The organism is Gordonia metallireducens (assembly GCF_021245825.1).
Classification (GTDB): Bacteria; Actinomycetota; Actinomycetes; order Mycobacteriales; family Mycobacteriaceae; genus Gordonia; species Gordonia namibiensis.
On record NZ_JAJQJP010000057.1, the window covers coordinates 73,976 to 100,064 of the forward strand.

Annotated in this window: 18 protein-coding genes; 2 read left to right on the forward strand and 16 right to left on the reverse strand. The window is 69.9% G+C overall.

The genetic code is table 11. The features are described from left to right. Window positions 1-10 precede the first annotated feature (10 nt). The 14 genes from aroB to aspS form a co-directional block, all read right to left on the reverse strand. Complete coding sequence (aroB, locus tag LQD00_RS21710) at window positions 11-1,123, reverse strand: 3-dehydroquinate synthase (protein ID WP_006866342.1); 1,113 nt, start codon at window positions 1,121-1,123, stop codon at window positions 11-13. Next, complete coding sequence (locus LQD00_RS21715; RefSeq protein ID WP_232719361.1) at window positions 1,120-1,683, reverse strand: shikimate kinase; 564 nt, start codon at window positions 1,681-1,683, stop codon at window positions 1,120-1,122. Before LQD00_RS21715 ends, aroB begins: the two co-directional genes overlap by 4 nt. Beyond that, window positions 1,680-2,888 carry a chorismate synthase gene (gene aroC / locus LQD00_RS21720; RefSeq protein ID WP_232719362.1) on the reverse strand — a complete coding sequence of 403 codons (1,209 nt, stop codon included), beginning with the start codon at window positions 2,886-2,888 and terminating at the stop codon, window positions 1,680-1,682. The genes LQD00_RS21715 and aroC overlap by 4 nt, the downstream gene beginning before the upstream one ends. 42 nt (window positions 2,889-2,930) lie before the next feature. Continuing rightward, window positions 2,931-3,326 (reverse strand): A24 family peptidase, encoded by a 396-nt coding sequence (locus tag LQD00_RS21725; protein ID WP_232719363.1) that lies wholly within the window; start codon window positions 3,324-3,326, stop codon window positions 2,931-2,933. Window positions 3,327-3,378: 52 nt separating this feature from the next. Further along, window positions 3,379-4,233 carry a shikimate dehydrogenase gene (locus tag LQD00_RS21730; RefSeq protein ID WP_232719505.1) on the reverse strand — a complete coding sequence of 285 codons (855 nt, stop codon included), beginning with the start codon at window positions 4,231-4,233 and terminating at the stop codon, window positions 3,379-3,381. Next, window positions 4,230-6,029: an endolytic transglycosylase MltG gene (gene mltG, locus LQD00_RS21735; protein ID WP_232719364.1), complete on the reverse strand. Its 1,800-nt coding sequence runs from the start codon at window positions 6,027-6,029 to the stop codon at window positions 4,230-4,232. The genes LQD00_RS21730 and mltG overlap by 4 nt, the downstream gene beginning before the upstream one ends. Further along, complete coding sequence (gene ruvX / locus LQD00_RS21740) at window positions 6,016-6,447, reverse strand: Holliday junction resolvase RuvX (protein WP_232719365.1); 432 nt, start codon at window positions 6,445-6,447, stop codon at window positions 6,016-6,018. Before ruvX ends, mltG begins: the two co-directional genes overlap by 14 nt. Then, window positions 6,447-9,122: an alanine--tRNA ligase gene (gene alaS / locus LQD00_RS21745; RefSeq protein WP_232719366.1), complete on the reverse strand. Its 2,676-nt coding sequence runs from the start codon at window positions 9,120-9,122 to the stop codon at window positions 6,447-6,449. The genes ruvX and alaS overlap by 1 nt, the downstream gene beginning before the upstream one ends. Before the next feature lie 101 nt (window positions 9,123-9,223). Continuing rightward, the gene (locus tag LQD00_RS21750; RefSeq protein ID WP_232719367.1) at window positions 9,224-10,597 is read right to left on the reverse strand and encodes a replication-associated recombination protein A; all 1,374 of its coding nucleotides are present in this window, start codon (window positions 10,595-10,597) and stop codon (window positions 9,224-9,226) included. A 7-nt stretch (window positions 10,598-10,604) separates the two neighbouring features. Then, on the reverse strand, window positions 10,605-11,843 hold the full coding sequence (locus LQD00_RS21755; RefSeq protein ID WP_232719368.1) for a hypothetical protein: 1,239 nt from the start codon (window positions 11,841-11,843) through the stop codon (window positions 10,605-10,607). 131 nt (window positions 11,844-11,974) lie between these two features. Continuing rightward, complete coding sequence (locus LQD00_RS21760; RefSeq protein ID WP_232719369.1) at window positions 11,975-12,934, reverse strand: transglutaminase family protein; 960 nt, start codon at window positions 12,932-12,934, stop codon at window positions 11,975-11,977. After that, window positions 12,931-15,687, reverse strand: a complete 2,757-nt coding sequence (locus LQD00_RS21765; protein ID WP_232719370.1) for a circularly permuted type 2 ATP-grasp protein — start codon at window positions 15,685-15,687, stop codon at window positions 12,931-12,933. Before LQD00_RS21765 ends, LQD00_RS21760 begins: the two co-directional genes overlap by 4 nt. Beyond that, on the reverse strand, window positions 15,684-19,217 hold the full coding sequence (locus LQD00_RS21770) for a transglutaminase family protein (protein WP_232719371.1): 3,534 nt from the start codon (window positions 19,215-19,217) through the stop codon (window positions 15,684-15,686). The genes LQD00_RS21765 and LQD00_RS21770 overlap by 4 nt, the downstream gene beginning before the upstream one ends. Window positions 19,218-19,360: 143 nt before the next feature. Continuing rightward, a complete protein-coding gene (aspS, locus tag LQD00_RS21775) occupies window positions 19,361-21,178 on the reverse strand; it encodes an aspartate--tRNA ligase (RefSeq protein ID WP_232719372.1) in 1,818 nt (605 codons plus the stop codon). A 193-nt stretch (window positions 21,179-21,371) separates the two neighbouring features. On the opposite strand from aspS, the gene ypfJ reads away from it, so the two are divergent. Together ypfJ and LQD00_RS21785 are read left to right on the forward strand one after the other, a co-directional pair. Next, window positions 21,372-22,235, forward strand: a complete 864-nt coding sequence (gene ypfJ, locus LQD00_RS21780) for a KPN_02809 family neutral zinc metallopeptidase (protein ID WP_232719373.1) — start codon at window positions 21,372-21,374, stop codon at window positions 22,233-22,235. 12 nt (window positions 22,236-22,247) lie between these two features. Then, window positions 22,248-23,936 carry a DUF885 domain-containing protein gene (locus LQD00_RS21785; RefSeq protein WP_232719374.1) on the forward strand — a complete coding sequence of 563 codons (1,689 nt, stop codon included), beginning with the start codon at window positions 22,248-22,250 and terminating at the stop codon, window positions 23,934-23,936. A 76-nt stretch (window positions 23,937-24,012) separates the two neighbouring features. Here LQD00_RS21785 and hisS read toward each other — a convergent pair whose 3' ends face one another. Together hisS and LQD00_RS21795 are read right to left on the reverse strand one after the other, a co-directional pair. Next, the gene (hisS, locus tag LQD00_RS21790; protein WP_232719375.1) at window positions 24,013-25,278 is read right to left on the reverse strand and encodes a histidine--tRNA ligase; all 1,266 of its coding nucleotides are present in this window, start codon (window positions 25,276-25,278) and stop codon (window positions 24,013-24,015) included. Continuing rightward, the gene (locus LQD00_RS21795) at window positions 25,275-26,024 is read right to left on the reverse strand and encodes an MBL fold metallo-hydrolase (RefSeq protein ID WP_232719376.1); all 750 of its coding nucleotides are present in this window, start codon (window positions 26,022-26,024) and stop codon (window positions 25,275-25,277) included. The genes hisS and LQD00_RS21795 overlap by 4 nt, the downstream gene beginning before the upstream one ends. Between the last annotated feature and the right edge of the window lie 65 nt (window positions 26,025-26,089).

Consider the following 26,089-nt stretch of genomic DNA (forward strand, 5'->3'; position numbering starts at 1 on the left):
CGGTATGGGCCTAGAGCAGGACCGACGTGCTCTTGCCCGCCCCGCCCGCGACGGCCGAGTAGGCGGCGGCGAGGAGGCCCGGATCAGGTCCCTCGAGACGGCCCGGCTTGGCCAGCCCGTCGAGCACGACGAACCGCAGCACACCGGAACGGTTCTTCTTGTCCCCCGCCATCCCCTCGAGCAGGTCGGGGAAGGCATCGGGATCGTAGGTCGTCGGCAGGCCGACGAGCTCCAGAACCGACTTGTGGCGGTCGGCGGTCGCGTCGTCGAGACGTCCGGCCAGGCGGGCCAGCTCGGCGGCGAACACCAGGCCCACCGACACCGCGGCGCCGTGACGCCAGCGGTACCGCTCGCGGCGCTCGATCGCGTGGCCCAGGGTGTGGCCGTAGTTGAGGATCTCGCGCAGCGAGGACTCCTTGAGATCGGCCGAGACGACGTCGGCCTTCACCTGCACCGAGCGGCGGATCAGATCCGGTAGGACCGGGCTGGTGGGGTCGAGCGCGGCCTCCGGGTCGGCCTCGATGATGTCGAGGATGGTCGGATCGGCGATGAAACCGGTCTTGATGACCTCGGCGAGCCCGGCGACGATCTCGTTGCGGGGCACGGTCTCGAGGGTGCCGATGTCGATGAGGACCGCGTCGGGTTCGTGGAACGAGCCGACGAGGTTCTTGCCCGCCTCGGTGTTGATGCCGGTCTTGCCGCCGACCGCGGCGTCGACCATCGCCAGCAGTGTGGTCGGGACATGGATGACGCCGATGCCGCGCATCCAGGTGGCGGCGACGAATCCGGAGACGTCGGTCGCGGCACCGCCGCCGAGGCTGATGACCTTGTCGTTGCGCTTGAGACCGATCCGCCCGAAAACCTCCCAGCAGAAGGCGGCGACCGACAGGTCCTTACCCGCCTCGGCGTCCGGGATCTCGATGCGGTGGGCGTCGAAACCCTTGTCCGCCAGGAATTCCCGGATCTGTTCGGCGGTCTTGTTCAGCGGCGGCTGGTACAGGATCGCGATACGGTCGGCGCCGGCGGCGGCCTCGGCGACCTCGCCGAGCAGCCCGCGCCCGATCGTCACATCGTAGGGCGCACCCGCGTTGACGCGGATCGCAACGGGTTCGGTGTCGGTCATTCTGGTGTCCTCACGTCGAGTTCGCGGGCGAGTTCGGAGACGATGGCGTCGGCGACGGCGTCCGGGGCGGCGTCGGCGTCGACCTCGAAGGTGCACACCGACGAGTAGATGTCGGTGCGTTCGGCGAGCAGTTCCGCATAGCGGGCGGCCGGGTCCTCGGTGGCCAGCAGCGGCCGGTCGGTGCCGGATACCCGCTCGTAGCCGCGTTCGGGGCTGACGCGCAGATAGACCACCCGCTGGTCGGCCAGCGCGTCGCGGACACCGGCCGTGGTGACCGCGCCCCCGCCGAGTGACACGACCCCGCCGTGGTTGTCGAGGACGTCGCAGACGACGTTCTCCTCGATGGTGCGGAAGCCGTCGACCCCGTCGGATTCGAAGATCTCCGGGATGGAACGCCCCGTGCGCCGGACCAGTTCGATGTCGGTGTCGACGAAGTCGACCCCGAGCCGGTCGGCGAGCAGACGCCCGACGGTCGACTTGCCGGCGCCCATGAAGCCGATCAGCACGGCGCTGGGGCGTCGCCCCGTGGTCGCCCGTGTGGGGGTCGGCGTCTGGGTCATGGGCGCGGCGGGCGCGCGTGGACGGCAGTCAGGTAGGCGCCGAGGTTGGTGGCGGTCTCGGTGGCCGAATCGCCACCGAACTTGTCCAGTGCCGCCTGGGCCACGACGAGCGCCACCATGGCCTCGGCGACCACACCGGCCGCGGGTACGGCGCACACGTCGGAGCGCTGGTGGATCGCGCTGGCGGTCTCCCCCGTCTCCATGTCGACCGTCGACAGCGCGCGCGGCACCGTCGAGATGGGCTTCATCGCGATGCGGACGCGCAGGTCCTCGCCGTTGGTCATGCCGCCTTCGAGGCCGCCCGCGCGGTTGGTCGAGCGCAGCACACCGTCGGGTCCGGGGACCATCTCGTCGTGGGCCTCGCTGCCGCGGCGGCGGGCGGTGGTGAAGCCGTCGCCGACCTCGACACCCTTGATGGCCTGGATGCCCATGAGGGCGGCGGCCAGACGTGCATCGAGGCGGGTCTCGCCGCTGACGTGCGAGCCGAGGCCGACGGGCACACCGGTGGCGACGATCTCGACGACGCCGCCGAGGGTGTCGCCGTCCTTCTTGGCGGCCTCGATCTCATCGATCATCGACTTCTCGGCGGCGGCGTCGAAGGCGCGGACGGGGCTGGCGTCGATGGCCTCGAGGTCGCTGTAGCGGGGCGGCGGGCCGACGTAGGGATCACTCGCGCCGATCGAGATGACGTGCGAGACGACCTCGATGTCGAAGACCTGACGCAGGAAGTTGCGGGCGACGGTGCCGGCGGCGACGCGGGCCGCGGTCTCGCGGGCACTGGCGCGTTCGAGGACCGGTCGAGCATCGTCGAAGCCGTACTTGAGCATGCCCGAGTAGTCGGCGTGACCGGGCCGCGGACGGGTCAGCGGTGCGTTGCGGGCGCTGCCCTCGAGTTCGGCGGGATCGACCGGGTCGGCCGCCATCACGGTCTCCCACTTGGGCCATTCGGTGTTGCCGATCTCGATGGCGACCGGGCCGCCCATCGTGCGTCCGTGGCGCACGCCACCGATCACGGTGACCTTGTCGGCCTCGAACTTCATCCGCGCGCCGCGACCGTAGCCGAGGCGACGGCGGGCGAGCTGTTCGGCGATGTCCGACGAGGTCACCTCGACCCCGGCGACCATGCCCTCGACGAGGGCGACCAAGGCGGGTCCGTGGGATTCTCCGGCAGTTATCCAGCGCAGCACAGTGATCAATTGTTCCATGTGCCCCACAACTCCCCGACAGCGGTCGTGGGGCAGGCGTCGTCAGGCCAGATCGGACACGGCGATCAGTGCACCGACGAGCGCCGGGGCGTGCGCATGTCCCCGTCGTGGGGCACTTCGCCCGACGCTCACGAGGGCGATCACCAGTGTCACGAGCGAGGCGCACGCCACCATCGCGATCGCGGTGTCCCAGCGCTGCGCGAGACCGCCGCAGGCGAAGGCGAGCTTCACGTCACCGCCGCCGCACCATCCGATCGTGAACGTCAGCAGGTACGGCGTCGCGGCCGCCGCGGCGGCAAGCCCCACGGCAGGCTGGGCGATCGCGACAGCGGCCACCGCGCAGAGCCCGGGCCACACCATCGCATTGGGGATGCGCCGGGTGCGCGCGTCGGTGACCGCGATCGCGAGCAACCAGAACAGGATGGCGGGTTCGACCATGTGCCGAGCTTCGCGCGTATCGCCGACACAGTGACCGACGGTCTCCACAGCCTCAGGCGTTGGGGATGAGCACCTTCGTCATCGCCTCGCGGGGTGCCGGGAGCCCGGTGAACAGCTCGACCTGACGGAAGGCCTGGTTCAGCAGCATGACCAGTCCCCCGACGACAGCGCCACCGGCCGCCTCGACGGTGGCGGCGAGCGGCGTCGGCCAGGGGTCGTAGATCACGTCGACGACCTTGCGCGCATGGGCGATTGCGGGCGCGAGCGTCCCGGCCGCCGGTGCGGGCACCGTCGACACCACGACAGACGCTGCCCGGCAACGGTTTTCGAGCGCTGTCCCGGCGTCGAAGGGGATGACCTCACCGGCGATGCCGAGGCGCTCGCACAGCTCCAGGACGGACGCGGCCCGACCTGCGTCGCGCGCGACGACCGAGATCGTCGAGACTCCCACCTCGGCGAGTGCCATGACGGTCGGCAGCGCGGTGCCGCCGGCACCGACCACGACCGCGTCGGGCGCGGCCCCCGCGGCGAGGTCGGCGTCGACGCCCAGTTCGGCCAGCGCACCGGTCATGCCGTCGATGTCGGTGCAGTCGGCTCGCCACCCGCCGTCGATGCGGACGAGGGTGTTCGCCGATCCGACGAGCTCGGCCCGTTCGGTCCGCTCGGTCGCGAAGTCCAACGCGGCCAGCTTGTTCGGCATGGTCACCGAGAACCCGATGAACTCCGGCGCCGCGCCGGACACGATCTCGGGCAATCGGTCGGCCGTGCACTCGATCCGGTCGTAGGTCCAGTCGTCGAGACCCAGCGCCCGGTAGGCGGCCAGGTGCACGGCGGGCGACTTGGAGTGCGCGATGGGCGAACCGAGCACCGCCGCCCGGCGACGGTCACCGTTGGGCGAACGGGTCACTGGCATCCCGTCGACACGAGTTTGTTCTTGCAGGCGACGTTGCGGTTGCGCTTGTGTTCCTCGAAGGTGTCGGCGAACAGCGTGGTGCCCGCGGTGTCGACGGTGACGAAGTACAGCCACGAACCCGGGGCCGGGTCGAGCATCGCCTCGAGTGCGGGTACACCCACGGCCGCGATCGGGGTCGGCGGAAGACCCTTGTAGCGGTAGGTGTTCCACTCGTTGTCGGCCTTGTAGGCGTCACCGTGCACGTCGATGTTGGTGACCGCGGCGGTGTAGTTCTGCGTCGAGTCCATCTCGAGCCGCTGATCCTCGTCGAGCCGGTTGCGGATGACGCGGGCGACCTTCGGCGCGTCCTCGACGTGCCGCACCTCGCGTTCGACGATCGACGCGGCGATCAGCGTCTCGTAGGGCGAGAGCCCGGACTTGTTGTCGTCCACCAGACCCCACTGGTCGAACATCGCCGCGCTCTTGGTGATCATCTCGTTGAGGATCTGCACCGCGGTGTGATCGGGTTCGACGCGCTCCCAGGTGGTGGGCGCGATCAGGCCCTCGATGCGGCGATGGTCGCCGGTCATCGACGCGACGTTCTCCTTCGCCCAGTCCGGCACCCCGAGCGCCTCGGGGGTCGAGGTGGCGGCCGCCTCCTCGAGCTGGGCGACGGTGACGCCCTCGGGCTGACCGTTGATCTCGGTCGTCGTGGCGTCCTCGATCAGCTGGAAGATGCCCGGCGTGATCTTGTCGTCGATGCCGGTCTTGGAGTCGAGCTGCAGACCCGGCGGGATCACCACGCGTCCGACCCGGTGCTGGGCACTGTCGTCGGTGAGCATCTCCACGGCGGTCGACGCCGGGATCTGGGTCCGCATCTTGTAGAGGCCGCCGGACATGGGCTGGCCGTCCGCGGCGTCGAGGAAAGCACGCATGCTGCCGACGACATCGGCGTCGAGAAGGATCTGGCCGAAGTCGGACAGGGTCGAGTTCTCCGGGATGTCGACGATCACGTCGCTGGCGCCTGCGGTGTTGGTGTAGTCCTTGCGCGACTCCAGGACTCCCATGGAGCGCAGACCGTAGTAGCCGACGCCGCCGACGAGCGCGAGCATGAACACGATCGCCAGCGCCAGCACCACGCGGCGCTTCTTCTGGTTCTCGCGGTTGCGCCGGCGCGGACGTCGCGGCGCCGCCGCCGGTTCCGCCTCGTCGGCACCCGGCCACCAATCGTCCTCGTCGCGACCGCGCACACCGCGCGGCGTCGTCGTCACGGGCTCGGTGTGTGCGGGCTCGGCATATCCAGCCTCGTCGAAGGCCGGTTCGTCGTAGGTCTGTTCGTCGTAGACGGGTTGGGCGTCGACGTCGGTGAACTCCGCGTCCTCATACCGGTCGGCGGCTTCCTGAGGCGGGGCCACCGGCGGTGGCGGCGGCACGGGCCGACGCGGGGCGGCCGGCGGCGGAGGCGCCTGCTGCACGCGCGGCGGTTGTGGGGGCTGACCGCCCGGCGGGATCCGCACGGGCTGCGCACGCCCCGGGATCCCACCCGGCCGACCACCCTGGGCCGGGGGTGTGGGCTCTCCGGGCGGCGCGGGCGGGGCCGCACGCCGGCGACGATGCCGGGTGTGCGGCGCTCCCTCGCCGGGCTGCGTGAAGTACCGCAGACGCTCCGGATCCATGCCCTCGGCACCGCTTTGGTGCGCGTCGGCACGGCGTCCCTGGCTGTCCCGGTGTCGCGTGCGACGCCGTTCTTCGGTCACCGCCGGCTCCCCTCCCGACTCTGTCGAGGGACCATCGGACTCACCGTCGCGCATCCAGCCATCCCTGAAGGATAGCTACCGCGGCCGCTTGGTCGATGACTCCTCGAGATGACTTCACCGTCCGGCCGCTCGCGTGTAGCGCCTGCTGCGCGGTCACGGTGGTGAATCGTTCGTCCTGCCAATGCACCTCGGCCGGCGCGATGCGCTCGGCGAGTCGATCACCGAAGGCGCGCGCGGTCTCCGCCGCGACCCCGGTGGTGTTCTTCAGCGTCTTCGGCAGCCCGATGACGACCCCGGTCGCCTCGTATTCGGCGACCAGTTCCACGATCCGATCGAGATCGGTTGTGGCAGAGGGTGTTCGACGGACGGTCTCCACCGGTGTGGCGAGGATCCCGTCGGGATCGCAGACCGCGACGCCGATCCGGACGCTCCCGACGTCGATGCCGAGGCGGCGGCCTCGTTGCAGCGGCATCAGCCGACGAGCTCGCGGATGCGCGACAGGGCGGCGTCGATCCCGCCGGGTTCGGTTCCCGATCCCTGGGCGAGATCGGGCTTGCCACCACCGCGTCCACCGACGAGCGGTGCCACCTCCTTGACGAGGTCACCGGCCTTGATGCCGGCATCGCGGGCGGCTGCGGTCGTGGCGATCACGAAGGGCACCTTGGCATCCGGTCCGTCGCCGCTCGGCGAGAACAGGGCGATCACGGCCTGGCGGTCGGCGACCCGGCCCCGCAGATCGGTGACGACCGAACGCAATCCGTTGGCGTCGAGTCCCGGGACACGTCCCTCGACCACGAGCGTGGAACCCACGGTGGTCGCGGTGTCGAGGAGACCGGACACGGCCGCCTGCGCCTGCTCGGCGCGCACCCGGGCGAGTTCCTTCTCGGCGTCGCGCAGCTTGGTGACGAGTTGTTCGACGCGTCCGGGCACCTCCTCGGAGGGCACCTTCAGCGAGGACGCCAGGCCGGCGAGCAGTGCACGCTCCTTGGACAGGAAGCGGAACGAGTCCATGCCGACGTAGGCCTCGACGCGGCGCACACCGGAACCGACGGAGGACTCGCCGATCAGGGTGATCGGACCGATCTGCGACGACGACACGACATGCGTGCCGCCGCACAGCTCCATCGAGAACGGGCCGCCGATCTCGACGACGCGCACGACGTCGCCGTAGTTCTCGCCGAAGAGCGCCATCGCGCCCATCGCCTTGGCCTCGTTCAGTCCGGTCTCGAAGGTGTTGACCTGGTAGTTGGCCTCGACCGCGGCGTTCGCGATCTCCTCGATCTCCCGACGCTGCGACTCCGTGACCGGGCCGCTGGCGTTGAAGTCGAAGCGCAGGTAGCCGGGACGGTTGAGCGAACCCGCCTGTGTCGCACCGGGTCCGAGCACCTCGCGCAGGGCGGCATGCACCATGTGGGTGCCCGAGTGGCCCTGGGTGGCGCCGTGGCGCCATGCGGTGTCGACGGCGGCGAGGACCTCGTCGCCCTCCTCGATCTCGCCCTCGTCGACGCGGACCTTGTGCAGCCACACCGACTTCCCGAGCTTCTGCACGTCGGTCACGGACAGTCGGACACCGGAACCGGTGGAGATGGTGCCGACGTCGGCCATCTGGCCGCCCGACTCGGCGTAAAGCGGGGAGCGGTCGAGCACCACGGTGAGTTCCTGCCCGGCGGTCGCCACGGGCACCCGGGCGCCGTCGGCGACGAGACCGAGAACGCGTGCCTCGGAGACGAGTTCGTCGAAGCCGGTGAACTCGGTGGGTCCGCGGTCGAGGAAATCGCGGTACACGCTCAGGTCGGCGTGGCCGGTCTTGCGTGCGGTCGCGTCGGCCTTGGCGCGCTGCTTCTGCTCGGCCATCAGGGCGGTGAAGCCCTCCTGGTCGACCTCGAGTCCGGCCTCGGCCGCCATCTCGAGCGTGAGGTCGATCGGGAAGCCGTAGGTGTCGTGCAGGGTGAACGCGTCGGCACCGGTGATGGTGGTGCTCGCCGACTTCTTGGTGGCGGTCGCGGCGTCGGCGAACAGCTTGGAGCCGGCCGCGAGGGTCTTGGCGAAGGAGGTCTCCTCGCCCACCGCGACCTTCACGATGTCGGCACGCTTGGTCTCGAGCTCGGGGTACGACGGGGCCATCAGGTCGATGACCTTGCCGATGATCGTGCCCATGGTGGCCTGGTTGTCGCCGGCGCCCAGCAGGCGCATCGAGCGGACGACGCGGCGCAGGAGGCGACGCAGCACGTAGCCGCGACCGTCGTTGCCGGGCAGCACGCCGTCGCCGATCAGCAACGCCGAGGTGCGGGCGTGGTCGGCGATCACGCGGAAGCGCACGTCGTCGGCATGCGATCCGGAGCCGTAGGTGCGGCCGGTGAGCTCGGCGGCCAGGTCGATGATCGGCTTGAGCAGGTCGGTCTCGTAGACGTTGTCGACGCCCTGCAGGATGCAGGCGACGCGTTCGACGCCCATGCCGGTGTCGATGTTCTTCTTGGGCAGGGGCCCGAGGATCTCGTAGTTGTCCTTGCCGCCGCCCGGGCCGCGGACGTTCTGCATGAACACGAGATTCCAGATCTCGATGTAGCGGTCCTCGTCGGCCTCCGGGCCGCCCTCGATGCCGTACTCGGGGCCGCGGTCGTAGAAGATCTCCGAACACGGACCACAGGGGCCGGGGACGCCCATCGACCAGTAGTTGTCCTTCAGGCCGCGACGCTGGATGCGCTCGGCGGGCACACCGATCTCGTCCCGCCAGATCGCCTCGGCCTCGTCGTCGTCGAGATAGACGGTGGGCCACAGCTTCTGCGGGTCGATGCCGTAGCCGCCGTCTTCGACGCTGTTGGTCAGCAGCGTCCAGGCGAAGTTGATGGCCTCGCGCTTGAAGTAGTCGCCGAAGGAGAAGTTGCCCGCCATCTGGAAGAAGGTGTTGTGGCGGGTCGTGATGCCGACCTCGTCGATGTCGAGGGTGCGCACACACTTCTGGACGCTTGTCGCGCGGGTGTACGGCGGGGTCTGCTCGCCCAGGAAGTAGGGCTTGAACGGAACCATGCCGGCGTTGACGAACAGCAGGTTGGGGTCGTCGAGCAGCAGCGAGGCGCTGGGCACCTCGGTGTGGCCGGCCTTGATGAAGTGGTCCAGAAAACGCTTCCGGATGTCATGCGTCTGCACTGTTGGTCTCGTCCTCGCCGTTGGTTGTCGCGACATCCCAGAGTACCGTCGGCGCGTCGCGGAACCGGTCCCGGGCGTCATCCCCGGCACATCCGGCGCGATCAGCGGGATCGGCGGCGTGTGACGGCACCCCGGACGATGGATCTCAGGCGTGCCACGCGCGGCCCGATCTCGCGTTCGAGCCCGTGATCGGTGGGCTCGTAGTAGTCGACGCCGACGAGCTCGTCGGGCGGGTACTGCTGCGGCACCACGCCGTCGGGATGGTCGTGCGGATACCGGTAAGCGACGCCGTTGCCGAGCTTCTTGGCACCCGCGTAATGACTGTCACGCAGGTGGGCGGGCACCGCCCGGGCCTTGCCCGCCTCGACGTCGGCGAGCGCCGCGCCGATCGCCGACACCACGCCGGCCGACTTCGGTGCGGTCGCCAGATGGATCGTCGCCTGGGTCAGGGCCAGCTTGGCCTCCGGCATACCGACGAGATTGACCACCTGGGCGGCGGCCACGGCGGTCTGCAGCGCGGTGGGATCTGCCATCCCGATGTCCTCGCTGGCGTGGATCATCAGGCGCCGGGCGATGAAGCGCGGGTCCTCCCCCGCCGCGATCATCCGCGCCAGGTAGTGCACCGCGGCGTCCACATCGGAACCGCGGATCGACTTGATGAACGCGCTGGTCACGTCGTAGTGCTGGTCGCCGTCGCGGTCGTAACGCACCGCCGCCCGGTCGATCGCGGTCTCGACGTCGGCGAGGTCGACGTGGGTGGCCGAGTCGGCGCTGGCCTCGAGTGCGGTCAATGCGCGCCGGGCGTCGCCGCCGGCGACCGCGACCAGGTGGTCGTAGGCGGCCTCGGTCACCTCGACCTGCCCGTCGAGGCCTCGCGGGTCGCCGACGGCCCTGGTCAGGACCTCACGGATGTCGTCGTCGGTGAGGGACCGCAATTGCAGCACGAGAGACCGCGACAGCAGTGGCGCCACCACGGAGAACGACGGATTCTCGGTGGTCGCCGCCACCAGCAGCACGATCCGGTTCTCGACTGCATCGAGCAGCGCATCCTGCTGGGTCTTGGAGAAGCGGTGGACCTCGTCGATGAACAGGACGGTCTGCTGGCCGTCGATGAGTCGGCGGCGGGCGATGTCGATGACCGCACGCACCTCTTTGACTCCCGCAGACAGCGCGGACAACGCCTCGAACCGACCGCCGGTCGCGCGCGCGATCAGCGACGCCATCGTCGTCTTGCCGGTGCCGGGCGGGCCGTAGAGCAGCACCGAGGCCGCGCCCACACCGCTGATCAGGCGACGCAGCGGCGAACCGTCGCCGAGCAGGTGCTGCTGGCCGACGATCTCGTCGAGGGTCTGCGGGCGCATCCGGACCGCCAGCGGTGCCGTCGGTTTCGGAGCCGCCGTCAGGCCGTCGGCGCCGGACGTCGGCCCACCGGCTCCGGCCCGGGGATCCACGGGCGGGTCGAACAATCCGTCCACGAGCCGATCAGGCCATCCAGATGCGCTGCAACGCCAGACCAGTTGCAGTCGCGAAGTCGGCGATCTCGTCCTCGCCGGCGCGACCGGCGGCGGCCGCGAGGTCGGTCCAGCGGGACACGAGCACACGCGGGTCGTTGGTGTGCAGTGCCCAGTCGTGGGTGAAGCCGCCTGCGCTCTCCGTCGGGGTGCCCGCGGCCGAGTTCTGCAGGTCCGGATCGAACGGGGTGATCTCCACGCTCGCGTCGGCGTCCGCGCCGGCGTTCTCCGGGTCGACGAGGTCGGAGTCGGCGGGCAGCATCCACGCGGTGGACAGCCACACCCACAGCAACCGGGCGACGAGCACCTTGCGCTGCATCTCACGCTCGTGCGCGAGGGTCGGCCAGATCGGGTTCACCTCCGACCGCCAGGCGTCGACCATCGACACCTCGAGGTCGGTGGCGCGTCCCGCGGCGTGCGCCGGCAGCTGCGCGGTCATGGTCACCACGGCGTAGGCGATGTCGAGGGTGGCGTCGCGGAAACCACCCCACTCGTAATCCATGAACTGCACGCCGTCGTCGTTGAGCATGATGTTCTCGGGACCGACGTCCGACGGGCTGAACGCGCGGTGCTCACCGTCGTCGAACAGGGCGGCGGCGGTCTCGAGAGCCCCGATCACGCGGTCCGGCACCTGCACGCCGAGTGCGGCCGCGTGTCCGGCGAGCGCCTCGACGGAGCGTCGGGCCTCGTCCCGGAGGATGTCGCGGCCCTCGGTGCCCGACGGGCCGCGACGGACCAGGGCATCGAAGTCGATCTCGCCGCCGACGGTCGCCGCGTGCATCCGGCCCAGGGCCTGACCCCAGGCGCTCACCGCGCGGGAGGTCTCCACCGGATCGACGCCGTCGAGGAACTCCAGCATCGACCGGCCGTGGCCGAGGTCGGAGAGCACCATGAGGCGCTGGTCGGGGTCGGAGGCGATGAGCTGCGGGCCCGGCCGCGACTCGTTCGGGAGCGCGGTGGCGTACTTGTACGAGGCGATCTCTCGGTGGAACGCCTGTGGGTCCTCGTGTTCGGGCAGCGCCTTGATCACCAGCGAACGGTCCAGGCTGAGTGGGTTCTGCGCCACCCTCACCCGGACCACCGTCGTACGGCCGCTACCCCCGAGGTCCTCCGGGTCGTCGAGGACAACGGAGGAACCGGCGCGGTGTGACAGCAGCGCCTCTGCCGCCCGCACCACGCTGGTGATGCGGCTTTCAGTAATGACCGTCATGTCGTGTCCCAAGGTACCCGTTGCAACTCCGTCGCAACACCGGTGTTCATCCTTCTGTACGACGTCGTGACCGGTGAATCACGATTCAGTCACGTCGATTCCGCTGCCTCCCAGGCGTTTAGCGGACCGGCTCACAAATCGTGCCGGGTTGCGCCCTCGGTGGACGCAACCGCCGGCGTCGTACCGGCCTCCGCCGGTTCGTCCTCGACCGGCCGGACGTCGACCGAGACGTCGATGTGGCTTTTGGTCGAGTCGGTGTAGATGACCCCGCGCAGCGGCGGGACGTCATCGTAATCACGACCCCAGGCCAGGGTCACATGGCGTTCGTCGACCAGTTTGTCGTTGGTCGGGTCGAACGGCAGCCAGCGGTCGTCGGGCATCCACACCGCCGCCCACGCGTGGCTGGCGTCGGCGCCGAAGATCTTCTCCTTGCCCGGCGGCGGGTCGGTCGCCAGGTAACCGGACTCGTAGCGGGCGGCGAGCCCGACCGAGCGCAGGCACGCGATCGCGACCCGGGCGAAGTCCTGGCACACACCCTCGCGGCGCTGCATCACCGTGTCGACCTTCGTCGAGATCGCCGTCGACCCGGAGCGGTAGGTGAAGTCGTCGAAGATCCGCGTGGTGAGGTCGGTGACGGCCTCGATCAGCGGTCGTCCGGGGGTGAACACCTGAGCGGCGTAGTCGCGTACCGAGGGGGTGATCTCCGGCGGATCGAGGTCGAGGACGAACTCGGCGGCGAGCGCGGCCCCGCGGCTCCCGACCGCCGCCGGGCGCGCGGACTCCCACGGTGCCCGCGCCGCCGGACCGATGAGCATGCCCTGGTCGACGCCGTCCACCTCGACGACCGAGCGCGCGGTGACCGAAAGCTCCCGATGGGCGGTGCGCACGTGGAAGTAGGTGTCGTTGTTGCCGTAGACGTCGATGCCCGTCGACCTGTCGTCGGGCTCGGGTTCGATGTCGACGGTGGCCGAGAGGACTCGCTGCCCCGGAAGGTCGCGGGGGGTCAGGTAGCAGCGGCCGTACGACGAGGACACGTCGTCGTTGTAGGTGTACCGGGTGCGATGCATGACCCGGTAGACGCGGGTGCTCACATCTCACCCCCGCCCCAGATCGGCTGCGCCTGGCGCGGCACGGCGAAGCGGGTCCGGCTGAGCAGGTCGGACAGGTCGCGGGAACCGGAGCGCAGCGTGGTCATCAGCTCCGCGAGTTCGGTCCGGGTCCCCTGCGCGTCGACGCCGGAAAGGTCGACCGGTCCGCTCCGGCGCAGCTCGGCGATCATGTCCTGCACTCCTCGTTCGGCCCCGGCCGAGCGGAGCGGTTCGGGGACCGAGGTCAGATCGTGGTTCATCTTCTCGAGCTGGAAGATCATCGAGCGCGGGTTGGTCGGGTCGAACAGCAGCAGTTCGGCGACGCTCGCGAACCGGTACAGACCGCGGTTGCGGCGCCGGTAGATCACCGACGACTCGTTGGCGGCCAGGTACGACTCCAGCAACGTCTGCTCGACGTCGGTGTCGTGGGCCTCGGTGAACATCGCCCTGGTGAGGTCGGCGAGGGTGATCGCGCGCTCGATGCGCCGACCCAGGTCCATGAACATCCAGCCCGGGTCGTGGACCATCGACTCCTCCTGGAGTCCGGTCAGTGCGAGCACGCCGTGCAGGACCTCCTCGTGCGCCCGTCCGAGGTCGGGACCGAGGTCGAGGGCGGCGTCGCCCAGACCCTCGATGCCGGCGTCGGAGGCATCGGCCCGCGACCGGGCGACCAGGCGCGCGGTGCTCGCGACGACGCGTTCGACGGGCGCCAGGACCATCCACGTGCTGGTCGACATCTGATCGCGGACCGCGCGGGCGGAGGCGACGAGGCGCTCGACCGAGTAGGCGACCGAGCCCGGGATCGAGCGGGCGACGGTGAGGTCGGCGATCTTCTCGATGGCCTCGTTGACCTGATCCGGCGAGGGCTGGCGGTCGGTGTCCGAGAGCAACAGATCCGCGGTGTCGAGGTACCCGTCGGTGCCGGTGATCGTCGCGACCGCATGCAGCAGCAGCGGCACCGCCGGGGTCCCCGACATCCACGGCCGGTACTGGAAGTCCTGGTAGCGCTGCCGGGAGACCTTCGCGAGGCGGGTGACCTGCTCGGTGCGCTCGGCGTAGCGGCCGAGCCAGAACAGGTCGGCGAGCACACGCGGACTCGCGGCGGCCGCGACCTCGGAGTACTCGAGCGACACGGGACGCCCCGCCTCCGGGATGACCTCGCCGGCGGGTTCGGCGCGGGTCTCCGAGCGGCGCGACACATGGCCGCCGACCTCGGTGCTGGTGACCCAGACGTCCTTGGCCGCGACGATGTGGTGGGCGGCCCCTTCGACACCGTCGGCCAGGACGGCGCCGAGACCGCCGGGCATGACGGCGTAGGTCGGCCCCTGGGCGACGCTGAACGCGCGGATGGACACCGGTGCGGCGCGCAGCGCGGTGGTGTGACGTCCGGGCCGCGAGCCGGTGGTGATGGTCGGCGCCACCGAGTAGGCGTCGAGTTCGCGTCCGACCCATTGCCAGGACTGCGCGTCGATCCGCGCGGCGACCTCGGTGCGGGTCCGCGTGTCGAGCAGCGGGCCGATGAACTCCTCGGCGGTGCGGGTGTTGGTGAGCACCAGCGATCCGATCCGGCTCTGGATCTTGCTGCGCTGCAGGTCATCTCCGGCCCAGTACGTGGTGACGGAGCCGAGCGCGAGCTCCTCGTCGAGGAGGACGGGTGCGAGACGTTCGAGCACCGTGTGCAGGGCAGGATTCTCGAGGACACCGGAACCGAGTGTGTTCAGCACGGTGACGTTACCGCGTGAGATCGCCTCGACGAGACCGGCGACGCCCAGCCGGGAGTCGGTCCGAAGATCGAGTGGATCGGCGTAGGCGGCGTCGACGCGTCGCAGGAGGACGTCGACGCGCTTGTACCGCCCGAGGGAGCGCATGTAGACCGCGCCGTCACGCACGGTGAGGTCCGCACCCTCGACCAGCGGGTAGCCGAGCGCCGAGGCCAGATATGCCTGGTCGAAAGCGGTCTCCGACATGCTGCCGGGGCTGAGGACGGCGACCGTCGGGTCGTCGACGCCGGGTGGGGCGTACTCGGCGAGCGCGAGGCGCATCGTCCCGGCGAAACCGGTCACCGGACGCGGCGCGCACGCCTGGAAGAGCTGCGGGAGGGTCTTGGTCAGCAGACGCCGGCCGACGATCGAGAAGCCGATGCCCGACGGGGCCTGGGTGCGGTCGCGGTAGACGACGAACCGGCCGTCGGCGGCACGCGAGACGTCGACCGCGTGCTGGAACAGGGCGTGGGGTCCGGCGACCTCGAGGCGTGCCGCCTTGCGGATGTAGCCGGGGTGTCCGAAGACCATCTCGGGCGCCACGAGACCGGAGGTGATGGTCTTCTGGTCGCGGTAGAGATCGCGCAGCAGCAGATCGAGCAGCATCGAGCGCTGGGTGATCGCCTTCTCCAGCTCCGCCCACTCGACGCCGTCGACGATGAGCGGCACCGCGTCGATGTCCCAGTCGCGGGTGTGGGTGGTCTGACCGTCGAACTCGTTGTAGACCACGCCGTCGTCGCGGACGGCCGCGGCGAGCCGGTCCGCGGACTCGCGCAGGCGGGTGTCACCGCGCCGCTGATACAGCCGCACAAGGTCTTCCCACGCGGGACGGACCATGCCGGCGGAGTCGAGGAGCTCGTCGTAATGGGTTCCCGAGACGAGGTCGGGATCACCGGGTCCGGCGAGGTCGAAGAGCGTGTAACCCTCGTCACGGTAACGGTCGAAAACCGTGGATGCATCGAACACCGCGGAAGCGTTGCCCGGTGTGGAGGTCACCGGAGAACTGTACGTGCCCGCCGTAGATCGAGGATCCCGGGGACCCCGAAGTCGATGGCCTGCCGGGCCTGTCGTTCCCGGAGCAATCCGATGTCGACGGCGCCGGTGGTGTGACCGGACGCCTCGAAGCGCCCGTTGCGGCGGGATTCGGCCTCGACGGCGTTCACCGGCGGACGGTCGTAGGCGCGACCGCCCGGGTGGACCACGTGGTAGGTCGCACCGCCGACCGACCGACCGTTGACGGTGTCGACGAGATCGAAGGTCAGCGGGGTGTCGATGCTGATCGACGGATGCAGTGCGCTCGGCGGCTGCCAGGCCCGGAACCGGATACCGGCGACCCGTTCGCCGGTCCGGCCGGTGGACCGCAGCGGGATGGGGAAACCGTTGCAGGTCAACAGATAGCGATCGTCCTCGCCGCCGAGGACACGCACCTGGACCCGCTCGACGGAGGAGTCGACGTAGCGGGCGGTGCCGGCTCCGGTCGACTCCTCCCCCAGCGTGTTCCAGGGTTCGATGGCGCCGCGCAGTTCCACTTCCTGATCACGGATCTGCACGGTTCCCAGACGCGGGAAACGGAACTCGGTGAACGGGTCGAGCCAGGCGGTCTCGAACGGATAGCCGGCCTCGCGTAGTTCCTCGGCGACGAGCGCGATGTCCTCGATGACGTAGTGCGGCAACAGATGTTTGCCGTGCAGGTCGCCGCCGTGGCGGATGAGCCGGGCGCGGTAGGGCTTCTCCCAGAACCACGACACCAGGCTGCGCACCAGTAGCGACTGGACCATCGCCATCCGGTGGTGCGGCGGCATCTCGAAGGCGCGTAGTTCCAGCAGGCCGAGTCGGCCGCGGACCGAGTCGGGACTGTAGAGCTTGTCGATACAGAACTCGGCACGGTGGGTGTTGCCGGTGATGTCGGTGAGCAGATGGCGGAGAGCGCGGTCGGCGACCCACGGATTGGGTGCGTTCGACTCGGGATCGTCGGCACTGTGGGCCCCCTTGGGGCCGGTCCCCCGCGGGTCGGCGACCGTGGCGGAGAGCCGGTCGATCTCGGCGAGCGCGATCTCGAGTTCGTAGAGCGCAGATTCCCGGCCTTCGTCGACGCGCGGCGCCTGCGAGGTGGTGCCGATGAAGCGGCCGGAGAACAGGTACGACAGCGACGGGTGACGCTGCCAGTAGGTCAGCATCGACGCCAGCAGGTCGGGGCGGCGCAGCATCGGCGAGTCGGCCGGCGTCGTCCCGCCGAGGGTGATGTGGTTGCCGCCGCCGGTGCCGCCGTGACTGCCGTCGAGGTCGAAGCTCTCGGTGCCGAGCCGGACGTGGCGGGCGTGATCGTAGAGGGATTCGAGCAGTTCGGACTGTTCGGCGAAGCTCGCCGTCGGCTGGATGTTGACCTCGATGACGCCGGGGTCGGGGGTCACCGACAGGGACGTCAGACGCGGATCCGACGGCGGCCCATAGCCTTCGATGACGACCGGGGTCGCGGTCGCCGCGGCGGCACCCTCGACGAGTTCGACGAGGGCGAGGAACTCCTCGGCGGTCGAGGTGGGCGGCATGAACACGTACGTCACGCCATCGCGGACCTCGGCGACCAGCGCCGTGCGCGGCAGGAACTCGGACGGGTCCACCGGGCGGACGGTGTGACCGAGCGCTTCTGCCGGATCGGCCGGAAGTGCTCCGTGGGGCGCCGTCGGGTCGGCCTCGAACATGGTCGGTGCCGGCCCCCAGGACAGCGAGTTCAGCGGCAGGCGGAGACCCGCCGGCGAAGTACCCGGGGTCAGGACGACGCGGCCGCGGCGCAGGGACCACACCGCGCTCTGCCAGGCGGTCCGGTCCTCCGACCGACTCAACGGGAGGACATGGGCGCTGGGGTCGTTGACCGCGGCGTCGAGTCGGGCCAGCAGCGAACGGCGTCGCGCCACCGAGTCCTTCTCCGGTGCCAGCTCCTCCTCGTCGCCGTCCTCGAGGGTCTCCAGGTCGACGTCGAACTCCGCCTGGGTGAACGTGCGGGCGGTCGGCAGGGTCGGATCGTCGCCGGGGTCTCCGGGCGGCATGGTGGCCAGTTCGCGCATCCGCACCAGCGGGTCCTCGTAGGCGGGCATCACCTGTTCGGCGGGCAGCCCGAGATTCGCCGCGAAGGCGGCCAGCAGCTTCTGGGCGCGTTCGGCCCGGGCCGGGTCTTCACCGACGGTGCCGTCCGGGTTGGCGCCGTTGGTCTCGGTCTCGATCGCCGCAGCACACTGCTCGGGTGTCGACCACGGGTCGGCGAGCAGCTCCGGGTTCCGCCAGATCGGCTTGCCGTCGGCGCGCCACATGATCTCCATCTGCCAGCGCGGCAACGGTTCTCCGGGATACCACTTGCCCTGGGTGCGCTGGATCAGACCCTGGGGTGCATACGCCTCCCTGAGGCGCTCGGCGAGCCGGGACGCGAGGAGTCGTTTGTGCGGACCGTCGGCAGCGGTGTTCCACTCGGGCGCGGTCTGGTTGTCGATGGAGACGAAGGTCGGCTCGCCACCCATCGTGAGGCGGACGCCGTTGCGCTCCATGCGCTCGTCCACGGCCGCACCGAGCTCGACGACGCGGTCCCACTGCTCCGGTGTGTACGGCAGGGTGACGCGCGGGTCCTCGTGGAAACGCGTGACGGTGTTGGAGAAGTCGAGTGTCGCGTGGCACGGACCGGTCGCGCCGGTGATCGGCGCGGCACCGACCGGATGCGGCGTCGCGGCCAGCGGGATGTGCCCCTCGCCCGCGAACAGCCCCGACGTCGGGTCCATGCCGACCCAGCCGGCTCCGGGCAGGTACACCTCGGTCCACGCGTGCAGGTCGGTGAAGTCGGCGTCCGGGCCCGACGGGCCGTCGAGCGATTTGATGTCGGAGGTCAGCTGCACCAGGTAACCGGACACGAATCGTGCGGCCAGGCCGAGTTCGCGTAGCAGGGCCACGAGCAGCCAGGCGGAGTCACGACAGGAACCGATCGCGCTCTCCAGCGTGTACTCCGGTGTCTGCACGCCGGCCTCGAGACGCACGGTGTAGCCGACGGCCTCGCGGACCGCGGAGTTCAGCGCCACCAGGAAGTCGATGACGCGGGTCTTGCCGATCGGCTTGTGTCTCGCGGCGAACGCGGCGACCTCGGGATGAACCGGAGCACCGGCGAACTCACCCTCGGTGACACCCACCGGACGCAGGAAGATCTCCAGGTCGCGACGCAGCTCCTCCGGGTACTCGAACCCGTAGTGCTCGGCCCAGTCCTCGATGAAGAAGTCGAAGGGGTTGATCGCCGTGAGGTCGGCGACAAGGCTGACGGTGATGCTCAGAGTCGTCGACGGCTCGGGGAACACCAGCCGTGCGAGGTAGTTGCTGAACGCGTCCTGCTGCCAGTTGAGGAAGTGCTCCCCCGGCTCGACCTTCAGCGAGTACGCCTCGATGGGCGTCCGCGAATGCGGTGCCGGTCGCAGACGGACAACGTGCGGGTAGATCTTCGTCGGGCGGTCGAACGAGTAGCTCGTCCGGTGTTCGAGGGCCACCTTGATCGTCACCGACGTACCTCCGGAATGCACGCGCTCGCAGACATGGAATCGATCTCACCACAGATGGACTGCGACCGCCCGCCGTCGAAACCGCCGAGACGAAAGCGGTGGCCGAACTCACGCTCGGCCACCGCTTTTCGTTGCTCCGGGGTCTACTTGTCGGCTGCTGCCTTCTCGGCCGCACCCTCGGCCTGCTCGGCTCCGCCGCGCGGTGCCGGCTTGGCGTCGATACCCGACTCCTTGCGCTGCTGCGGGGTGATCGCCGCGGGTGCATCGGTCAGCGGGTCGACGCCGCCGCCGGACTTCGGGAAGGCGATGACCTCGCGGATGGAGGACTCACCGGCGAGCAGCGCGGTGATGCGGTCCCAGCCGAAGGCGATGCCGCCGTGCGGCGGGGCGCCGTAGGCGAAGGCGTCGAGGAGGAAGCCGAACTTCTCCTGCGCCTCGTCGTGGCCGATGCCCATGATCTCGAAGACGCGTTCCTGGACGTCGCGCTGGTGGATACGGATCGAGCCGCCGCCGATCTCGTTTCCGTTGCAGACGATGTCGTAGGCGTAGGCCAGGGCCTCGCCCGGATCGGTGTCGAGCTTCTCGATCGACTCCGGCTTGGGCGAGGTGAACGCGTGGTGCACCGCGGTCCAGGCCGAGTGGCCGAGCGCGACGTCACCGGAGGCGGTGGCGTCGGCGGTCGGCTCGAACATCGGCGCGTCGACGACCCAGGTGAACGCCCAGTCGCCGTCTTTGATGAGGCCGAGCTTCGAGGCGATCTCGCCGCGGGCCGCGCCGAGCAGCGCGCGTGTCGGCTTGACCTCGCCCGCACCGAAGAAGACGCAGTCGCCCGGGTTCGCGCCGACGTGAGCGGCGAGACCGGCGCGTTCCTCCTCGGACAGGTTCTTGGCGACCGGGCCGGACAGCGTGCCGTCCTCGGCGATGAGCACGTAGGCGAGACCGCGGGCGCCGCGCTGCTTGGCCCACTCCTGCCAGGCGTCGAGCTGACGACGCGGCTGCGAGGCACCGCCCGGCATGACGACGGCGCCGACGTACGGGGCCTGGAAGACGCGGAACGGGGTGTCCTTGAAGTACTCGGCGCACTCGACGAGTTCGATGCCGAAACGCAGATCCGGCTTGTCCGAGCCGAAGCGACGCATCGCGTCGGCGTAGGTCATGCGCGGGATCGGGGTCGAGATGTCGACGCCGATCAGCTTCCACAAGGCCACCAGGATCTCCTCGGCGACCGCGATGACGTCGTCCTGGTCGACGAAACTCATCTCGATGTCGAGCTGGGTGAACTCCGGCTGACGGTCGGCGCGGAAATCCTCGTCGCGGTAGCAGCGCGCGATCTGGTAGTAGCGCTCCATACCCGCGACCATCAGCAGCTGCTTGAACAGCTGCGGGCTCTGCGGCAGGGCGTAGAAGGTGCCGGGCTGCAGACGTGCAGGCACCAGGAAGTCGCGGGCGCCCTCGGGCGTCGAGCGGGTCAGCGTCGGGGTCTCGACCTCCACGAAGTCGTGGGCGGCGAGGACACCGCGGGCGGCGGCGTTGGCCTTAGAGCGCAGGCGCAGCGCGGCGCTCGGGCCCTCGCGGCGGAGGTCGAGGTAGCGGTGACGCAGACGCGCCTCTTCACCCGGCGACTCGTCGAGCTGGAACGGCAGCGGCGCCGACTCGTTGAGCACCTCGAGTTCGACGGCGTTGATCTCGATCTCACCGGAGCTCAGATTCGGGTTCTCGCTGCCCTCGGGACGGACCTCGACCACGCCGGTGACGGCAACGCAGTACTCGGCGCGCAGGCGGTGGGCGGCCGCGGCGACCGACTCCTCGCGGAAGACCACCTGCACCAGACCGGTGGAGTCGCGCAGGTCGATGAACACCACACCGCCGTGGTCGCGTCGGCGCGCGACCCAACCGGCGACGGTGACGGTCTGCGACGCGTCGGCCCGGCGCAGCGAACCTGCGGAATGCGTGCGGAGCACTGAGAGTCCTTCCCAACGTCATGCGGCCGGCCCGGTCTCGCGGGCGGCGTCGGCGGCGTTGTTTGTGTCGGCTTGTTCGTGACCCGGTGGAAACGCAGGCCAGGTACCCATCGTGCCGCATCGGCGTCGGTGTCCTGAACCCGGCCACCCGGAGATGTCCGGTTCGCGCACCGCATCGTGCCAGAATGACCGCGTGACATTCCAAGGCAGCGGATCGATCGGCACCGGCAACGTCTCCGGCGGTGGCGGCGGAGGTGGCGGTGTCGGGCGGATCGCGCTCGGCGGTGGTGCAGGTCTGATCATCACGATCGTGGCCCTGCTGTTCGGCGTGAACCCCGGCGAACTCCTCGGCAGCCAGGCTCCCCAGCAGGGCACCTCGTCGGATGCGGCCGAGATCCAGCAGCAGCTCGACTCCTGCACCTGGGAGATGGCCAACGAGAACACCATCTGCCGGATCAAGGCGACCACCGTCAGCCTCGACGACGTGTGGTCGGAGCTCATGCCGGGGTACCAGCCGCCGAAGACGGTCATCTTCGCCGACTCGGTGAACACCGGGTGTGGCGCGGCGAGTGCCGCGACCGGCCCGTTCTACTGCCCCGCCGACCGAACCGCCTACTTCGATCCGTCGTTCTTCACGCAGCTGCGCCGCATGGGCGGCAGCGACGGCCCCCTCGCCCAGGAGTACGTGGTGGCCCACGAGTACGGCCACCATGTGCAGAACCTGACCGGCGCCCTCGCCAAGGGCCAGCGGATGGGCTCACAGGGACCGCGGTCGGGTTCGGTGCGCGTGGAACTGCAGGCCGACTGCCTCGCCGGCGTCTGGGCCCAGCACGCCGACAACGGTCCCGACGCGCTGCTCGCCCCCATCTCCGAACAGCAGATCGCGACCGTCATCCAGACCGCGAAGGCCATCGGCGACGACACCATCCAGGGGCCCGGCTCCAACCCCGAGGGCTGGACACACGGCTCGGCCACGCAGCGCGCGAAGTGGTTCGGCATCGGATACCAGTCGGGCGACCCCAACCGCTGCGACACCTTCGCGACCAACGATCTCTGACGCGACTCCGAGATGACCCCCACCGCCGCGACCCCCACGAGCCCCCGCGAACGCACCGAGGTGGATGCGATCGCCGAGGCGCACCTCGACCGGTTGTGTGAACTCGATCCCCTGCTCGGCACCGAGATCGGCCACGGCGGGCACGACGACGCCCTGACCGACTTCTCCGCGCAGGCCTGTGCCGAACGGGCCGCGGTCGCCGCCGACACGTTGGCGGTGCTCGGCAAGGCACCCGTCGTCGACGCGATCGACCGGGTGACGGTCGCGACGATGTCCGCGTCGCTGCGGCGCGAACTCGCCCTCGCCGAGGCCGGCGAGCACATCGGCGAGTGCAACGTGATCGCGTCACCGCTTCAGGCGCTGCGCGACATCTTCGACCTGATGCCCACCGACACCCGTGCCGACCGCGAGGTGTTCCTCGCCCGGCTCACCGCGATCCCGGGTGCGTTGAACCGGGCCGTCGACGGGCTGGCGCACCGCCTGCGGCACGGTCCCCCGATCGCGCGACGACAGGTCGTGGCCGTGGTACGACAGGCTGATTCGGCCACCGACGCCATCACCGACAACACGGCGCCGATCGCTGCCGACCCGGCGCTCGCCGGAACGCTCGGCACCGCCCTCGACGCGGCCCGCACCGCGTTCGGCACGTTCGCCAACTTTCTGGAGACCGAGGTCCTGCCGGCCTCCGTCGACGACGATGCGGTGGGCCGGGATCGTTATCTGCTCCACCTGCCGTCGTATCTCGGTGCCGACGCCGATCCCGAGGACGCCTACGCCTGGGCGCTGACCCGCCTCGAGCAGATCGTCGCCGAACAGCACGAGATCGCCGAGTCGCTCCTGCCCGGACGCGGCGTCGCCGAGGCACTCGCCTGGCTGGATCGCCAGCCGCAATACCAGATCCACGATCGCCACGAGTTCGTCGACTGGATGCAGGAGACCTCGGACGCCGCCGTCACCGGACTCGCCGGGCGGCACTTCGACATCCCCGCCCGCCTGTCTCGGCTCGAATGCCGGCTCGCGCCGTCGTCGACCGGGATCATCTACTACACGCAGCCGACCGCCGATCTCTCCCGTCCGGGCCGGATGTGGTGGGCGGTCCCCGACGACCAGACCGTCTTCCACACGTGGCAGGAGAAGACGACCGTCTACCACGAGGGTGTCCCCGGCCATCACCTCCAACTCGGTTCGGCCATCGTCGATCCCGACCTGAACGCCTGGCGCAAACTGGCGTCGTTCACCTCCGGTCACGGCGAGGGTTGGGCCCTCTACGCCGAGCGACTGATGGACGAGCTCGGCTGGCTCGAGGATCCGGGCGACCGGATGGGCATGCTCGACTCGCAGCGACTGCGCGCGGCGCGGGTCGTCGTCGACATCGGCGTGCACTGCCGCCTGCCCGCGCCGGAGTCCCTGGGCGGCGGGATCTGGGATGCCGACAAGGCGTGGGAGTTCCTGACCGCCTCGGTGGCCATGGACCATTCCGTGCTGCGCTTCGAACTCGACCGCTACCTCGGCTGGCCGGGTCAAGCGCCGTCGTACGCACTGGGACAACGGGTCTGGGAACAGACGCGGCACGCCGCCCTCAGCGCTCACCCGGAGTGGACGCTCAAGGACTTCCACTCGCGCGCACTGGCTCTGGGCGGGGTGTCGCTGGATGTGCTGGCCGACGAGATGACCCGCGACGGCGACGAAATCCGCCCCTAGAAAGCACCCTCCAGAGGACCGGCGCCGACGATATGTCGGCGGCGGACCTGTGGAGGGCGGATCTCAGGGGCGCTTTTCAGCGCAGGAGTCGGTTGACCTCGGCGACGACGTCGTCGAGCGAGATGCGGTGCTGCTCACCGTTGCTCAGGTCCTTCACCTCGACCTGGCGCTCCGCGAGTTCGTTCTCGCCGAGCACCAGTGCCAGACGGGCGCCGGACCGGTCGGCGGCCTTCATCGCACCCTTGAGTCCGCGGTCGCCGTAGGCGAGGTCGACGCTGACGCCCGCGGCACGCAAAGCACCTGCGACGCCGACCAGTTCGGCCTTGGCGTCCGCGCCGAGCGGGACACCGAAAACCTGGCAACGTGCCGCCTGCGTGCCGGCGACACCCTCGGCCTCGAGGGCCAGCATCGTGCGGTCGACGCCGATGCCGAAGCCGATGCCGGACAGATCCTGTTTGGCGCCGAGCTGACGCATGAGGCCGTCGTAGCGGCCACCGCCGCCGATGCCCGACTGCGCGCCGAGGCCGTCGTGGACGAACTCGAAGGTGGTCTTGGTGTAGTAATCCAGGCCGCGCACGAGTCGCGGGTTGATCTCGTAGGAGACGCCGAGCCGGTCCAGGTTGGCCAGCACGAGGTCGAAGTGCGCCTTCGCCTCGTCGGACAGGTAGTCGATCAGCAGCGGCGCGTTCGCGGTCGCCTCCTTGATCTCCGGACGCTTGTCGTCGAGCACGCGCAGCGGGTTGATCTCGGCGCGCTTTCGGGTCGCCTCGTCGAGGTCGAGCTTGAACAGGAACTCCTGCAACGCCTCCCGGTAGCGGGGACGGCTCGCATCGTCGCCGAGTGAGGTGATCTCGAGGCGGTAGCCGGAGAGTCCGAGACGCTTGTAGCCCTCGTCGGCGACGGCCACGACCTCGGCGTCGAGTGCCGGGTCGTCGACGCCGATGGCCTCGACGCCGACCTGCTGCAGCTGACGGTAGCGACCGGTCTGCGGCTTCTCGTAGCGGAAGAACGGTCCCGCGTAGCAGACCTTGACCGGCAGCTGTCCGCGGTCGAGTCCGTGCTGGATGACCGCGCGCACCACACCTGCGGTGCCCTCGGGACGTAGCGTCACCGATCGGTCACCGCGGTCGTTGAACGTGTACATCTCCTTGCTGACGACGTCGGTCGACTCGCCGACGCCGCGGGCGAACAGCGCGGTGTCCTCGAAGATCGGCAACTCGATGTGCCCGTATCCCGCACGACGCGCCGCGTCGGTGAGCGTGTCCCGCACCTTCCGGAAATCCGCCGAGTTCGGCGGGAAGTAGTCCGGGATACCCCGGGGTGCCTGAAATGCTCCGCTCACAGTCCGTGTCGTCCCTTCGGTCGATCAGTGGGGATGGTGGTGTCGGTTCCCGGAGCCCGCAGGTCGACCAGGAAGGGGTTGGTGGCGCGTTCTTGCGCGATGGTGGTCTGCGGCCCGTGGCCGGGCAGCACCAGGGTGTCGTCCGGCATCGGCAGGAGCTTCGCGGCGATCGAGTCGAGCAGCTGCTGATGGCTGCCGCCGGGCAGGTCGGTGCGTCCGATGGAGCCGGCGAACAGCACGTCGCCGGAGAAGCAGACCGGCACGGTCGTCGGGGCGTCGGACTCCGACTCCCCCGGCACGGCCACGTCGACGGTCAGCAGCACCGACCCCTGGGTGTGCCCGGGCGCGAGGTCCACCGCGAAGTGGATGCCGGCGAGCTCGACCGGTTCACCGTCGTCGAACTCGATGACCTTCTCCGGCTCGCGGAACTTCTCGTCCCCGATCATCGCGCCGAGCGCTCGCCCGATGCCCAGGCCGGGGTCGGTCAGCATCGGCCGGTCGGCGGCATGGATGTAGGCGGGGATGGAGTACTCGTCGCAGAGCTGGGTGGCGTTCCAGGTGTGGTCCAGGTGCCCGTGGGTCAGCAGGACGGCGACCGGGGTGAGGTCGTGCTCGGCGAGCAATTCGCGCACGCGGGGTGCGGCGTCCTGGCCCGGGTCGATGATCACCGCATCCGATCCGGCTTCGGCCGCCACGAGGTAACAGTTCGTCTGGAACATGCCGGCGGGGAATCCGGTGATCAGCATGGCACTCCTCGAGGGTCGCGGGTCCTTCCATTGTGTCCTAGCTGCCCACGGCGACCGACAGCCGG

Coding starts and splice junctions, on each gene's coding strand:
- LQD00_RS21755 (WP_232719368.1), bottom strand. CDS start 11,843: ATGACGGTCATTACTGAAAGCCGCATCACCAGCGTGGTGCGGGCGGCA.
- LQD00_RS21715 (WP_232719361.1), bottom strand. CDS start 1,683: ATGACCCAGACGCCGACCCCCACACGGGCGACCACGGGGCGACGCCCC.
- mltG (WP_232719364.1), bottom strand. CDS start 6,029: ATGCGCGACGGTGAGTCCGATGGTCCCTCGACAGAGTCGGGAGGGGAG.
- LQD00_RS21795 (WP_232719376.1), bottom strand. CDS start 26,024: ATGCTGATCACCGGATTCCCCGCCGGCATGTTCCAGACGAACTGTTAC.
- aroC (WP_232719362.1), bottom strand. CDS start 2,888: ATGGAACAATTGATCACTGTGCTGCGCTGGATAACTGCCGGAGAATCC.
- LQD00_RS21725 (WP_232719363.1), bottom strand. CDS start 3,326: ATGGTCGAACCCGCCATCCTGTTCTGGTTGCTCGCGATCGCGGTCACC.
- ruvX (WP_232719365.1), bottom strand. CDS start 6,447: ATGCCGCTGCAACGAGGCCGCCGCCTCGGCATCGACGTCGGGAGCGTC.
- aroB (WP_006866342.1), bottom strand. CDS start 1,123: ATGACCGACACCGAACCCGTTGCGATCCGCGTCAACGCGGGTGCGCCC.
- LQD00_RS21785 (WP_232719374.1), top strand. CDS start 22,248: ATGACCCCCACCGCCGCGACCCCCACGAGCCCCCGCGAACGCACCGAG.